General features: G+C 70.2%; 12 protein-coding genes. 4 read left to right on the top strand and 8 right to left on the bottom strand.

The genetic code is table 11. The features are described from left to right. Positions 1-41 precede the first annotated feature (41 nt). Complete coding sequence (locus NMQ01_RS06000) at positions 42-695, top strand: DUF6318 family protein (RefSeq protein WP_255185951.1); 654 nt, start codon at positions 42-44, stop codon at positions 693-695. Next, positions 695-1,651 (top strand): hypothetical protein, encoded by a 957-nt coding sequence (locus tag NMQ01_RS06005; RefSeq protein WP_255185952.1) that lies wholly within the window; start codon positions 695-697, stop codon positions 1,649-1,651. Before NMQ01_RS06000 ends, NMQ01_RS06005 begins: the two co-directional genes overlap by 1 nt. A 71-nt stretch (positions 1,652-1,722) precedes the next feature. On the opposite strand, the gene NMQ01_RS06010 is transcribed toward NMQ01_RS06005, so the two are convergent. The 3 genes from NMQ01_RS06010 to NMQ01_RS06020 all read right to left on the bottom strand — a co-directional run bounded on the left by NMQ01_RS06010 (position 1,723) and on the right by NMQ01_RS06020 (position 3,496). Next, complete coding sequence (locus tag NMQ01_RS06010) at positions 1,723-2,124, bottom strand: DUF411 domain-containing protein (RefSeq protein ID WP_255185953.1); 402 nt, start codon at positions 2,122-2,124, stop codon at positions 1,723-1,725. A 238-nt stretch (positions 2,125-2,362) separates the two neighbouring features. Beyond that, positions 2,363-2,974, bottom strand: coding sequence for a DUF305 domain-containing protein (locus tag NMQ01_RS06015; protein ID WP_255185954.1), 612 nt, complete (start codon positions 2,972-2,974; stop codon positions 2,363-2,365). An 87-nt stretch (positions 2,975-3,061) separates the two neighbouring features. After that, positions 3,062-3,496: a hypothetical protein gene (locus NMQ01_RS06020; RefSeq protein WP_255185955.1), complete on the bottom strand. Its 435-nt coding sequence runs from the start codon at positions 3,494-3,496 to the stop codon at positions 3,062-3,064. 164 nt (positions 3,497-3,660) lie between these two features. Between NMQ01_RS06020 and NMQ01_RS06025 the strand changes: the two genes are divergently transcribed. Together NMQ01_RS06025 and NMQ01_RS06030 are read left to right on the top strand one after the other, a co-directional pair. Next, positions 3,661-4,998, top strand: coding sequence for a YjiH family protein (locus NMQ01_RS06025; RefSeq protein WP_255185956.1), 1,338 nt, complete (start codon positions 3,661-3,663; stop codon positions 4,996-4,998). Between the two features lie 9 nt (positions 4,999-5,007). Further along, entirely contained in the window at positions 5,008-5,772 is a 765-nt protein-coding gene (locus NMQ01_RS06030) for an IclR family transcriptional regulator (protein WP_255185957.1), read from the top strand. A 91-nt stretch (positions 5,773-5,863) separates the two neighbouring features. Here NMQ01_RS06030 and fahA read toward each other — a convergent pair whose 3' ends face one another. The 5 genes from fahA to NMQ01_RS06055 form a co-directional block, all read right to left on the bottom strand. Further along, entirely contained in the window at positions 5,864-7,096 is a 1,233-nt protein-coding gene (gene fahA / locus NMQ01_RS06035) for a fumarylacetoacetase (RefSeq protein ID WP_255185958.1), read from the bottom strand. Between the two features lie 16 nt (positions 7,097-7,112). Then, positions 7,113-7,949, bottom strand: coding sequence for a hypothetical protein (locus NMQ01_RS06040; RefSeq protein ID WP_255185959.1), 837 nt, complete (start codon positions 7,947-7,949; stop codon positions 7,113-7,115). Continuing rightward, entirely contained in the window at positions 7,946-9,157 is a 1,212-nt protein-coding gene (locus tag NMQ01_RS06045) for a homogentisate 1,2-dioxygenase (RefSeq protein WP_255185960.1), read from the bottom strand. Before NMQ01_RS06045 ends, NMQ01_RS06040 begins: the two co-directional genes overlap by 4 nt. Before the next feature lie 67 nt (positions 9,158-9,224). Next, positions 9,225-10,805, bottom strand: a complete 1,581-nt coding sequence (locus NMQ01_RS06050) for a GntP family permease (RefSeq protein WP_255185961.1) — start codon at positions 10,803-10,805, stop codon at positions 9,225-9,227. Between the two features lie 40 nt (positions 10,806-10,845). Next, positions 10,846-13,188 (bottom strand): cytochrome P450/oxidoreductase, encoded by a 2,343-nt coding sequence (locus NMQ01_RS06055; RefSeq protein ID WP_255185962.1) that lies wholly within the window; start codon positions 13,186-13,188, stop codon positions 10,846-10,848. Between the last annotated feature and the right edge of the window lie 71 nt (positions 13,189-13,259).

Genomic DNA, 13,259 nt, shown 5'->3' on the forward strand with positions numbered 1-13,259 from the left:
TGGACCGAGAGGGCCCGGTGACGGGCCCGAGGGAGGATCACGTGAAGGCTGTTCGACGACCTGCTGCCCTGCTGGCCGCCATGACCCTGGCTGTCGGGGCCCTGTCTGCATGCGGGGGAGACGACCCTGACGGAGACGGATCCAGCACCACCACGGCCACGCCCTTGGACCCGTCGTCCTCCTCGAGCAGCAGCTCAGGGTCCGAGAGCAGCAGCTCGAGTTCGTCGTCCGGGTCCGGGTCGTCGACGTCCACCAGCGCGAAGGGGGATGCCCCCGAGTTGCCCGCGGCCGCCAAGGAACACACCGACGAAGGGGCGACGGCCTTCGCGAAGTTCTATTGGTCCGAAGGTGGCGAGGCTCTGAAGAGTGGGGACACGACGACCATTCGAGCACTTGCGTCGGACGAATGTGACGTGTGCGCGACCTATGCGAAGGCGATCGAGCGCGATGCCCGGAAGGGGTTGCACGCCAACGTGAATCCGAGTCGTATTGGCACTGCATCGATCACTGACGAGACCGAGAACAAGTCCGATCGAGTGGTCACGCTTGCCGTGAAGGACTCCGAGTACGAACTCGTGGATGAGTCGGGGGAGTCGACTGGCGTAGCCGACCCAGTCAGCTACGACATCCAGATTTATGTGGATTGGGAGGGGTCGGGATGGGTCGTCGTGGACACATTCATGATCACCGGGTAGTGCGAGTCATCGCCGTTCGGTTCCTACTCTCCCTCTTTTTGTTCTCCCTGTTCTCGCTGCAGATGTCGGCGGCTTCAGCAACGGTCGCCACGGAGCCGAAGCCACGCATTGAGAACCAACGCGTCACTTCTCAGGTCGCGGAGAAGCGGCAGATCCACCGAACCGCCGTCCGGGATGCCCAGATCGGCGCTGAGAACGGGAGCCGCTCCGATCCTTCGGTCAAGGGAAAGTCGATCAAGTTCATTGCACCCCCGAAGAAGTGGATCACCAAGACGATCTTCTGCTCGTCCGGCGGGCTCGACAGCGCATGCAGCGCAACGATCATCGACTGCCGTGCAACGGGGAAGTCGCCACGGATCGTCTACATGAGGGAAGAGGGCTCGAACCAGTGGTACGGGCCATTCAGCCAGTGCGGTGACGGGTACCCGCCTGCTCCCGACACCAACGACCCGACGCTTCCGCGCACGCCTCCGCCGCCGCCCACACCGACGATCACGCAGATCCGCAAAGCCTTCCTCGAGCTCCCCTTCGCCAAGCCGACGGTCTCGACCAACCCGGGCGAGGTCGATGGCAAGACGCTCAAGGACTTCAAGACCTACTACGCGGCGAGCTGGCCGGACGAGGGCTTGGCTCCCGGCGACGTGAGCAAGCCGGTCAAGCTGCTGTCGTGGACGATCGAGTTCAAGATCGCGTCGAAGGACTACCGCTACGACTTCGGTGACGGCCACACCTCGGGGTGGACGTCGAGCACCGGTGGTGTCTATCCCGACGGCGACGTGACGCACTCCTACCGAGAGGTGGGCACGAAGGACATCAAGGTCGACGCACGTCTCGTCGGCCAGTACCGCGTCAACGGCGGCGCCTGGCAGGACCTCGGCGCAGTCGCCGACCTTCAGGACGAGCCCGTCGCCGACATCGAGGTGGTCGGGACGCGCACTCGTCTGCAGGCCTACTGACGCACGGGCAGGCTCCCGCCACCGGCACGTGGCAGGAGCCGCCCGTCGGACACCCGGTCGCACGCCTCGATCTACGTGGAAGCCGGCGACTTGTGATCCGCTGGCGAGGAGACCTTCGCGAAGACCTGCGGATCACCATCGGCGATGAGCATGACCTCGTAGGGGTCGAAGCGATCACCTCGCTCCATCCCGGGCGTCCCGACCGGCATGGCAGGGACGCTGAGGCCGCGGGCCCCCTTCGGCCGGTTGGCGATGTACTCACGCATGTGGCGGGCAGGCACGTGGCCCACGAAGAGGTCGCCCCGACTCGTGCGGGCGAGATGGCACGACTGCAGGGCGGCCGGGATGTCGTGCCGGCTCCACACGGCATCGAGGTCGTCCGTCACCTCGGTCGTGACGGCGAAGTCGTGCTCTTCGGCGTGCTCGACCCAGCCTCCGCAGCATCCGCAGGACGGGTCCTTGTAGACGGTCATGGTCACCTGCTCTTCACGAGCAGAGTCCGTGGTGTCCGACGCGCGCCCGGTGGCGTCGCGAGGCGGGTCTGCGGCGGAGGCGGACGTCGACGGAGTGGCACCACCGCCACAGGCGGCGAGGACCCCGAGGAGGGGGAGGGCGAGCAGGGTTCGACGTGTCGTCGTCACGAGAGTCCTTCGGTGGAGTGGGGGCGGCCCGGCCGGCGATGCCGGCCGGGCCGGTGGGGAGGAGGCGAGCTCAGAGGGCCTTGCGCATCTGCTCCATCGTCGTGATCTCGGCCTTCTGGTCCTTGACGACGGTCTTGGACAGTGCCAGCGCTTCGGCGTTCTTCCCGGCCTTGAGGTGCTTCTCGGCCATGTCGACGGCGCCCTCGTGGTGCTCGATCATCTGGTCGAGGAAGAGCCGGGACGCCTGCGGTCCGTCGGCCTTCTGGAGCTCAGCGATGTCCTCCGAACTGACCATGCCGTCCATGTGGTCGCCGTCCATGGACGGGTCGGAGCCGTGGCCGCCGTGCTCCATCGGGTGACCCCAGTCCTCGAGCCAGCCCTGCATCTTCGTGATCTCGGGCCCCTGTGCCTTCTTGATCTGGCGGGCGAGGTCGGCGACGTCGGCGTCGACGTCGTCCTTCTCGAGCAGGATGTCTGACATCTCGACGGCCTGCTGGTGGTGCATCGACATGCCTTGGGCATAGGTGACGTCGGCCTGGTTGAAGTCCTCCGCGGAACTGCTCGACGAGCTCGACGTGCCGGAGCCGTGGCCGTCCGTGTGCGAGGAGCCGTCCGACGAGCAGCCGGCGAGGGCGAGGGCCGCCGCGGCGGCGAGTGCGGTGATCGGTGCGTGCTTGGGCATGGTGGATCTCTTCCTGACGAAGGGAGGTGCTGGGTGATCGGGGTGCGTCGGGCGGCGCCGTGGTGTCGGGCGCCACCGCTGGGCCGGTCACGTCCGGCTGATGCACAACCTCGTCAGGAGCTCGCGCGACCTGGCCCCGGGTGGGACGTCGTCGACGGGCAGGGGGAGGGCCGTGAGCCAGGTCGGGTGCGCGTGCCAGACCGCCCGACCACGTCCGCGGAGCCTGAGCGCGAGCGACAGGAGGACGAAGAGGCACATGGCCCCCATGGCTCCCGCGTCGTCCATGGCTCCCGCGTCGTCGCACGACCCGGCCGGGCACGAGTCGACGGCCGTCGGGTGGGGCTGCTCGTGACCGGAGGCATGGGCCACCGTCTGGTCGAAGACGGCATGGTGCCCGATGGAGAACCCGTGCATCGCGATGATCCCCGCGATGACCCCGGTCGTGAGTGCGAGCAGGACGGCCGTCCACGCGGTTCCTGCCGCGCGGAGCAGCTCGCGGTGCGCTGGCCTGCTCGTGCTCACGCGACCCACCCTAGGCCAGCCGTCCGATCCTCCCGTGGCCTACCCCCACGGGGTACGAGGTGTCCGAGATCTCGGACAAAGCCTGCGCCAGGACGCTGCGCGAGCACGGGCCCGAGCGTCACGATGGGCACCTGCCGAAACACCGTCGTTCACCAGGAGACGCCATGTCCACCGAGAGTCACACGGCTGCCGCGACCGCGGCACCTGCCCACGAGGCGAAGGGAACGTGGCGCTTCTTCGTCTTCAGCGCCATCGGCATCTTCATGTTCTTCGTGCCGATCACCATCGGTGACGCCAACACGATCCCCCTGGACCACCTCGTCTCCGCGATCCAGGACTACGCGGCGCCGGTCGTCCCCTTCGCGATCCTGGCGCTCGTGGCCCTGGGCACCGCGCGCCCCTTCGTCACCGGCTCGTGGCGGGCGAGCACGACGCGCACGATCTTCGCCGTGCTCAACGTCGTCGGTCTGGTCGTCGCGCTGCTCATGATCACCTCGTCGGCGCCGGCGTGGTTGGCGGCGGAGGGGATCGGCCCCTTCCTGTGGGACAAGCTCGTCATCCCGGTCGGGCTCATCGTCCCGGTCGGCGCGGTCTTCCTCGCCCTGCTCGTCGGCTACGGCCTCATGGAGTTCGTCGGCGTCATCGTCCAGCCGATCATGCGCCCGATCTTCCGCACGCCCGGCCGCTCCGCAGTCGACGCGGTCGCCTCCTTCGTCGGCAGCTACTCGCTCGGCCTGCTCATCACCAACCGCGTCTACCGCGAGGGCAAGTACAGCGCGCGAGAGGCGGCCATCATCGCGACCGGCTTCTCGACCGTCTCGGCGACCTTCATGATCATCGTCGCCAAGACGCTCGGGATCATGGACCTCTGGCTGACCTACTTCTTCGGCACGCTCGTCGTCACCTTCATCGTCACCGCGATCACCGTGTGGATCCCGCCGCTGTCGCGCATCGCCGACGACTACCACCCCGAGGCCACGCCCCAGCCCGAGGAGCTCGTGACCCGTGACCGCCTCGGCACCGCCTGGCGCGAGGCCAAGGCCACCCTCGCTGAGGTTCCCGGCTTCTGGAGCAACATCTGGTCCAACCTGCGCGACGGCACCCTCATGGCGGCGGCGATCCTCCCTTCGATCCTGTCGGTGGGGCTCATCGGCCTGCTGCTCGCCGAGCACACGCCGGTCTTCGACTGGCTCGGCTGGATCTTCGTCCCCTTCACCTGGGCGGCGCAGCTGCCGGAGCCGGTCCTCGCCGGCAAGTCCGTCGCCCTCGGCGTCGTCGAGATGTTCCTCCCGGCCGTGCAGGCCGCCGGCATCGACTCGCTCGTCACGCGTTTCGTCGTCGCCGTGGTGGCCGTCTCGCAGATCATCTTCTTCTCGGCGATGGTCCCGTGCATCCTCGCGACCGACATCCCGCTGAAGATCTGGCACCTCGTCGTCGTGTGGTTCCAGCGCGTCGTGCTGACGATCCTCGTCGCCGCACCGGTGGCCCACGTCCTCCTCTAGCATCGGCGGATGCCAGAGGTCCCGGCGCTGCGCCGCGCGGTCGCGATCCTGCGCCACCTGTCGGGTGCCAACCGGCCGGTGAGTGCCGGTGCGCTGGTCCGCGCGCTCGACCTGCCCCGCTCGAGCGTCTACGACCTCCTCGCCGTCCTCGAGGAGCTGGCGCTCGTCGCCAAGACCGACGGCGGCTACCTCCTCGGCGCCGGTGTCTCCGAGCTCGGCAGCGCCTACGTCCGCAGCGACCCCCTTCGTCGCCAGGCCCAGCCGGTCGTGCGGGACCTTGCCGAGAGCACGGGCGGGACGGCCCAGCTCGCCGTCCTGCGCGGCTGGGAGACGGTCTACCTCGTCAAGGAGCAGGCGGTCAGCTCGGCCGCCATCATCACCGCGACGGGCGTGCGGATGCCGGCCTACCTCACGGCTACCGGGCAGGCGATCATGTCCTGCATGGAGCGTCGCGAGGTCCTCGCGCTGCTCAGTGCGGAGGACGGTTTCGTCAACCGCACGGGCGCCGGACCCGGCACCCATCGCGAGCTCGCCGAGCTGCTCCGCCGGACCCGAGCCGAGGGTCATGCCGTCGAGCGCGGCGAGATCAGCCCGCACATCTGGACCGTGGCCGCCCCGGTCGTCGACCACCTCGAGCGCCCGGTCGCCGCGATCGGTCTGTCCGACACCATGGCCGAAGGGGAGGCCCCGCACCCCGAGCGGGAGGCGGCCGCGGCGACCGCCGTGCGTCGCGCGGCAGCGGCCGTCACCGCCCGGCTGCGCGGGTCGAGGTGAGGGCGACCGTCCAGCCGGTCGCCACCTGCTTCTCCGGGTGAAAGACATCCCGCGTGCAGAGTCACGCGGGATGTCTTTGAACCAGCCGACCTCACCTCGCCGGCAGGATCGTCCCCACGCACTCACCGAAGTCGATGACCGACCCGTCAGCACCCGGCGCGCGGCCCCGCAGCACGACCGTCTGCCCGTCCTCGAGGAAGCGCTGCTCGCGACCGTCGGCGAGCACGAGCGGCTCCTTGCCGCCCCACGACAGCTCCATGAAGGAGCCGCGCTGGTCGCGCTCGTCGCCCGACACGGTGCCGGAGCCGAAGAAGTCGCCGGGCCGCAGCGAGGCGCCGTTGACGCTCATGTGCGCGACCATCTGCGGCGCGGTCCAGTACATCGCCCGGTAGGGCGGGTGCGAGACGACCTCGCCGTCGAGCTCGACCTCCATCGTGATGTCGAGGGCCCAGTCCTGACCCCCTTCGTCGAGGTAGTCGGCGAGGGCGTGCTCACGCTCCGGCGGCGACACCCGGGCCGCCTCCAGCGCGTCCCACGGCACGACCCACAGCGAGATCGACGAGGCGAAGGACTTGCCGAGGTAGGGCCCGAGGGGCACGTACTCGAAGCCCTGGATGTCACGCGCGGACCAGTCGTTGAAGAGCACGACGCCGAAGAGGTGCTCCGCGGCGGCCTGCGCCACCGACACCTCGCCCTCGGGCGCGGACCCGCCGACGACGAAGCCGAGCTCGGCCTCGATGTCGAGCCGGCGCGACGGACCGAAGCTCGGGGTCCCGCCTTCCTCGGGCCGCAGGCCCTTGGGCCGCGGCACGTCGGTGCCCGACGGCACGACCGTCCCGGCGCGACCGTGGTAGCCGACGGGCAGGTGCTTCCAGTTCGGCAGCAGCGGCGCCTGGTCGGGGCGGAACATCCGACCGATGTTGCTCGCGTGCTGCTCCGACGCGTAGTAGTCGACGTAGTCGGCGACGGTGAAGGGCATGTGCATCGCCACCTCGGCGACGGGCGTCGCGGCGGCCGCGACGATGCCGTCGAGCCCGTCGGTCGTCACGACCTCCTGCAGCCACGTCCGCAACGGCTGCCAGGCAGTGTGGCCGGCGGCGAGCAGTGCGTCGAGGTTGCTCCCGGACGCCGCGTCACCCACCTCGACGGCCAGCGCGGGGCCGCCGGCACCGGCGACGGCCGGCACGAGGTCGCGCAGGGAGATCGCCACGTCGCCGAGGCGCACGCCCAGTCGCGGGTCACCGCCGGCGGGGGAGAAGGAGCCGTAGGGCAGGTTGTCGGGGCCGAAGCCCTCGGTCGAAAGTCGTTGTGCCGCAGTCGTCATGGAGTCGTACCTCTCGTCAGGTCGCGGGGAAGAGATCAAGTCGGTGCAGGCTGTCGGCGGGCTCGCCGACGCTGCACGTGCCGAAGCTGGTGAAGGAGTCGCGCCACGCCCCGTCGGACGCCGCGGCGGCCTCGCCGAGGCGCGCCGGGTCGGTCTCGGCGAGCCAGCCGGCGACGACGTCCCGGTCCTCGCCGGCGCGCGCCGCCTGCGTCGCGAGCGCGATGTTGAGGAAGCCGTGGTGGGTGAAGCCCGTCCCGGCGTTGGTGTAGCGCACCGCCTCGTGCAGCCCGGCCGTGAGCTTGAAGGGCAGCCCCGCGGACACCGCGGCGACGAGGACGTCACCGAGCTCCTGCGGGGTGGGGAAGAGGTGCGCCTCGATCCCGCCCGTCCGGTACTTCAGGCGAAGGGGGGTCCCCGCCAGCAAGTCGAGCGCCCCCTGCGAGACCTGGGCTGCCGTCAGCTCCACGTAGACCGGCAGGTCGGTCACCGCTGCGGCCTCGGCGATCTGGGCCTCCCACAGCGACCGGTCGTCGGGGGAGGTCTTGAGCTCCACGGCCACGACCTGCAGCTCGGGGGTCACCCCCTTCGCCATCTCGAGAGCCTCGCCGAGCCGGCCCGCCGGCGTGACGACGGAGACCTCGACGGGGCCACCGGAGAGGTCGAGCCCGGCCGCGACCCGCTGGGCCTCCGGCAGGTCAGCCAGCGACAGCACGGCCGGGCCCACGGCGCCCTCGAGGAGCGTCGAGCGGCGCGCGACGTGGTCGGTGACGGCCTGCGCCACGGGCGCCAACCCGGGCGGGAAGGTCGCGGCGTCGTCGAAGAACTCGACGAACTGCTCGGGCACCGAACTCATGCGTCACCCACCCAGCGCCCGCCGGTCCACGACCGCGCGTAGACGCCGTCGTCGACGGCCACGCCGCCCTCGCCGAGGTCGAGCGGACGGAAGGTGTCGACCATGACCGCCGTCTCGTCGAAGTACTCCGCACCGAGCGAGGCCTCGACGGCACCGGGCTGCGGGCCGTGCGCGTGCCCGCCTGGGTGCACCGAGATCGAGCCCTTGCCGATGCCCGAGCCCTTGCGCGCCTCGTAGTCGCCGTCGACGTAGAACATGATCTCGTCGCTGTCGACGTTGGAGTGGTAGTACGGCACCGGCACGGCGAGCTCGTGGTAGTCGACCTTGCGCGGCACGAAGTTGCAGATGACGAAGTTGTGCCCCTCGAAGACCTGGTGCACCGGCGGGGGCTGGTGCACCTTGCCCGTGATCGGCATGTAGTCGCGGATGTTGAAGACGTAGGGGTAGAGGCAGCCGTCCCAGCCCACGACGTCGAAGGGGTGCTCCGGCACCGTGTGGATCGTGCCGGCGATGCCGCTCGGGCCGCGCCCGCGGTGCTTGATGTGCACGTCGACGTCCTGCTCGTCGACGAGCAGCGGCTCGGTCGGGCCGCGCAGGTCGCGCTCGCAGTAGGGCGCGTGCTCGAGCAGCTGGCCGTAGCGGGAGAGATAGCGCTTCGGCGGGGCGATGTGGCTGCTCGCCTCGATCGCGTAGAGGCGCGCGGTCTCGCCCTCGCGCAGCACCCACCGGTGGATCGTCGCGCGGGGGATGATCGCGTAGTCGCCCTCGGCCACCTCGAGCGCGCCGAACTGCGTCTCGAGCAGCGCCGACCCGCGCTCGACGTAGACGCACTCGTCCCCGACGGCGTTCTTGTAGAGCGGCGAGGTGGCGCCGACGTGGGCGTAAGAGATGCGCACGTCGCCGTTGCCCAGGACGAGCCGGCGCCCGGTCACCGCATCGGTGGTCGCGGCCTGCTCGTCGGTGAAGAGGTCGTGGAGCTTGAGGTGCCGGGGGAGCAGCGGCTCGTTGGGCGTGAGCGTCTGGTCGGGCAGCTCCCACGGTCGCGCCCCGACGATGCTCGACGGGATGTGCCGGTGGTAGAGCAGCGAGCTGTCGGAGCTGAAGCCCTCCTCGCCCATGAGCTCCTCGGAGAGGATCCGGCCGTCGTCGTCCTTGAAGAGGGTGTGCCGCTTGTCCGGCACGGGTCCGACCTGGCGGTAGTGGGCCATGGTCACTCCTTCGTCTGCGGCGGGGTCCCCGCCTGGTGGGTGTCGTGGGGTCGGGTGCGGAGGAGGGTCAGAAGGTCCCGACCGTCAGGCCGAGCGCGGTGACGACGACCAGGCCGATGAGCGGCACGACCACGGTCACGGCGAAGATGTCCTTGTAGGACTCACGGTGCGAGAGCCCGCAGACGAGCAGGAGCGTGATGATCGCTCCATTGTGGGGCAGTGAGTCGAAGCCCGTCGCGGCCATCGCGGTCACCCGGTGCATCAGCTCCATCGGGATCCCCTGCTCGGTCGCCATCTGCGCGAGCTGCTCGCCGAAGGTCGACAGCGTGATCGTCAGGCCACCGGACGCCGAGCCGGTGAGACCGGAGATGCCGGTCGTCGAGACCGCGGCGACGATGGCCGGGTTGTCGCTCACGCCGAAGAAGCCGTCGCGCACGGTGGCGAAGACGGCCAGCGACGCGATGACCGCGCCGTAGGCCACCTCGCTCGCGGTGTTGAAGACCGGCAGGACGGCATTGCGGGCGCCCTCGGTGATCCCCTCGACGTACGAGGAGGCGGACCCCGGCCGCAGGGCGAAGACGAGCAGGATGCCGGCGAGCATCGCGACGGTCACCGACCAGATGCCGGTCACGGCGCTCAGGTCGGTGGCGCCGAACTTCTCCTCGGCTAGGTAGCTGACGTCGAGGGCGGGGAAGACGACGTAGGTGCACAGCGCGTTGACCGCGACGATGACGAGGATCGGGGCGAGCCCGACAAGGCCGGCGAGGGCGGTGGGCCGCTGGCCAGTGCCCTCGGTGGCCATGGCCACGGCGGACGAAGGGGAGGGACGCTCGGCCATCGCGACCGCGGTGCGTGCGGGGCTGGTCTGCGTGGCGCCGGCACCGTCGTGCCCGTCGGCGTCGGGCCCGTCGCCGTCGAGCACGTCCGGGTCGGCGACCCGGGCGCCGCCGGTGGGCAGCGGGGTCCCGGTGCGCTCGGCCTCCTTGATCTCCGCCTCGGTCGGGTCGGCGAAGGACTCGCCGGCCGCGGCCAGCTGACGCTGACGACGCTCGAGCCACAGCATGCCCAGACCGAAGACGACGACCGCGCCGAGCAGGCCCAGGCCGGGCGCGGCGAAGGTGTTCGTGCCGAAGAACTTCGTCGGGATCGTGTTGTGGATCTGCGGCGAGCCGGGCAGGGCCGCGGTGGCGAAGGTGAAGATGCCCAGCGCGATCGCGGCCGGCATGAGGCGACGCGGGATGTCGGCCTGCGCGAAGAGCGAGGTGGCGATCGGGAAGATCGTGAAGACGACGACCCATGCGCTCACGCCGCCGTAGGTGAGTAGAGCGGTCGCGAGCGTCGTGACGAGGATGGCGAAGCGCGGCCCGAGGACCCCGGAGATCCAGCCGGCGATGTCGTGGGCGTAGCCGCTGACCGTCATCAGCCGACCGAAGATCGCGCCGACGAGGAAGAGCGGGAAGAAGTTGGCCATGAAGCCGCCGAGCGCCGGCATGAAGACCTGCGTGTAGCTGGCGAGCAGCGGCGCGCCCGACATGAGGACGGCGATCGACGCCGCGATGGGGGCGACGGCGATCACGGAGTGGCCGCGGTAGGCCAGCGTGATGAGCAGTGCCAGGGAGATGAAGATGCCCAGGAGTGCAATCGACATTGGTTGCCTTCGGTGTGGGTCGGTGGGTGGACGAAGGGGGTCAGAGCCCGAGGACGAGCCGGTCGCCGACTGCGCGCGAGCAGCACGACATCATCCGGTCGCCGGCTCGGCGTTCGGCTGTGGACAGGACGACGTCGCGGTGGTCGACCGCCCCGTCGAGGACCGGCACCTCGCAGGTGCCGCACAGGCCCTCCTCGCAGTTGGACGGGATCTCCCGGCCGGCGTCCCGCAGGGTCTGCAGGAGGGTGCGGTCGTTGGCGACGACGAGGTCGACGTCGGCGTCCTCCAGGTGCACGGTGAACTCGTGCTCCTGCTCGGGGTCGAGGGCGCCGAGCGTGGAGGAGAAGTGCTCGAAGACGACCGTGTCCTCCGGCCAGTCGTCGCTCCGTGCGGTGAGGTCGTCGATCATCCGCTGGGGTCCGCAGGCGTAGACGTGCACCCGGCCCGCGCGCCCCTCCTCGGCGAGATCCCCCATGAGGCGACGCAGGTCGGCGCGGCCGCCCTCTCCGGAGCAGTGGACCAGCAGGTGCTCCCCGTGCTCGTCGGCGAGCTCGTCGAGGAAGGCCATCCGGGAGCGCTCGCGACCGAGGTAGTGGATCTCGTAGGGGACACCGTCGCGTCGTGCCCGCGCCGCCATCGACCGGATCGGGGTGATCCCGATGCCACCGGCGACGAAGACAAGCCGATGGGCCTGGTCCGGCAGCCGGAAGTGGTTGCGCGGACCGCGGACGGTGAGGACCTCCCCTTCGCGCACGTGGTCGTGCACCCAGGTGGAGCCGCCACGCGACTCCTCCTCGCGCAGCACGGCGATCTCGTAGCGCTCGGGACGCGGGGCGTGCGGGACGGGGCAGCCCTCCGGCTGGACCGGCGCGGGCGGAGCACCGCACAGCGAGTACTGGCGCACGATGCCGGTGTCGCCGCACTCGATGTCGATGTGCGCACCGGGGGTGAAGGCCGGCAGGGCGGTGCCGTCGGCGCTCACGAGGGTGATGTGGCGGACCCCGTCGGCCGCGTCGACCACTCGCTCGACCCGCAGCGGGCGACTGTGGTGCGCCGCCGTCGGCTCGCCGATGTTGACCTGCAGCCGAGGCTGCAGGACCGCGGGGTCGGTGCGCTCGGGGTTGGCCGCCGGGTCCCACTCGACCCACAGGTGCTCCGGCCCGCGGAAGGAGGTGTTGGGCACGTAGGTGAAGTCCTGCTCGGCCAGCCGCATGTGCGGAAGCCGGGAGGTCAGCTCCTCGAGGAAGATCTGCATCTCCATGCGGGCGAGGTTCTTGCCCAGGCACTGGTGGGCGCCGTAGCCGAAGGTCAGGTGGTCGGCTGCGTCGTCACGGTGGACGTCGACGAGCTCGGGGTCCTCGAATCGTCGCGCGTCGTGGTTGCCCGACGACGAGACCATGAGGATGCGTGCGCCCTCGGGGATCGCGACCCCGCCGACCTCGGTGGCCCTGGTCGTGATGCGCCGCCAGGCGGCCTGGGAGCCGTTGTGCCGCAGGCACTCCTCGACGGCGTTGGGGATGAGCGAGGGGTCGGCGCAGATCTGGTCCCAGATGACGCGGTGCTCGAGCAGCAGCTTGACGGCGTTGGCGATGCCGTTGGCGGTGGTCTCGTGCGCGGCGACGATGCCGGCCATCATCATCGAGTGCAGGTAGGAGTCGGTGACGACCTCGGGCTGCTCACGCTGGGCCCGGATGCCGTACTGCATCCACCCCTCGTCGTCGGGGCGCTGGCGCATCCGCTCGAGCACCCCGCCGGCGTACTGCCAGAAGTTGCCGACGGCGTGGGCGACGGCCACCTGCTCCTCGGGCTCGGGGCGCCCCCAGGTGTTGACGGTGTGCGCCACGGAGTACTCCCGCAGCTTCGGCTTGTCGTCGTCGGGCACCCCGAGGAACTCCAGTGCCACGGTGAGCGGGACCTCCCAGAACATCTCGTCGACGAGGTCGGCCCGGCCGGTGTCGACGAAGGCGTCGACGTGCTCGCGGACGAGTCGTCGGACCGCCGGCTCGTGGTGGGACAGGTGCTCGGGTGCGAAGGGAGCCATGAGCGCACGTCGTCGTTCCATGTGGGCCGGCTCGTCCTCGTTCACCAGGGTCCGGGCCATGCCGTAGCCGTAGGAGGCGAGCACCGCGTCGGCCTCGTCGCTCGTCGGCGTGATCTTCTCCAGCGCGACCGCGGGGGAGAAGGTGAGGTTGTCCCGGAAGATCGCCTTGATGTCGTCGTAGCGGGTGACGACCCAGTAGCCCAGCTGCGGTGACCAGAAGACCGGCTCCTCCTCGCGCGACCAGGCGACGTAGGCCGGCGGGTCCTGCTGGTAGCCGTCGCCGAAGGGGTCGAAGTCGGCCGCAGCCGCCGACACGGCTCCGGTGATGGGGCAGGTGGTCATGCAGGGCACTCCCTTGTGCGGACAGCGCACGTTGTGTGCGTTCAGCGCACAACCTAGAGCAGGCAGGAGTC

The organism is Janibacter sp. CX7, assembly GCF_024362365.1.
In the GTDB taxonomy this organism is placed as follows: Bacteria; Actinomycetota; Actinomycetes; order Actinomycetales; family Dermatophilaceae; genus Janibacter.

What these genes read in the sequence shown, in the direction of transcription:
- NMQ01_RS06010 (WP_255185953.1), bottom strand. Translation starts at nt 2,124, where the DNA reads ATGACCGTCTACAAGGACCCGTCCTGCGGATGCTGCGGAGGCTGGGTC.
- NMQ01_RS06015 (WP_255185954.1), bottom strand. Translation starts at nt 2,974, where the DNA reads ATGCCCAAGCACGCACCGATCACCGCACTCGCCGCCGCGGCGGCCCTC.
- NMQ01_RS06025 (WP_255185956.1), top strand. Translation starts at nt 3,661, where the DNA reads ATGTCCACCGAGAGTCACACGGCTGCCGCGACCGCGGCACCTGCCCAC.
- NMQ01_RS06030 (WP_255185957.1), top strand. Translation starts at nt 5,008, where the DNA reads ATGCCAGAGGTCCCGGCGCTGCGCCGCGCGGTCGCGATCCTGCGCCAC.
- fahA (WP_255185958.1), bottom strand. Translation starts at nt 7,096, where the DNA reads ATGACGACTGCGGCACAACGACTTTCGACCGAGGGCTTCGGCCCCGAC.
- NMQ01_RS06040 (WP_255185959.1), bottom strand. Translation starts at nt 7,949, where the DNA reads ATGAGTTCGGTGCCCGAGCAGTTCGTCGAGTTCTTCGACGACGCCGCG.
- NMQ01_RS06045 (WP_255185960.1), bottom strand. Translation starts at nt 9,157, where the DNA reads ATGGCCCACTACCGCCAGGTCGGACCCGTGCCGGACAAGCGGCACACC.
- NMQ01_RS06050 (WP_255185961.1), bottom strand. Translation starts at nt 10,805, where the DNA reads ATGTCGATTGCACTCCTGGGCATCTTCATCTCCCTGGCACTGCTCATC.
- NMQ01_RS06055 (WP_255185962.1), bottom strand. Translation starts at nt 13,188, where the DNA reads ATGACCACCTGCCCCATCACCGGAGCCGTGTCGGCGGCTGCGGCCGAC.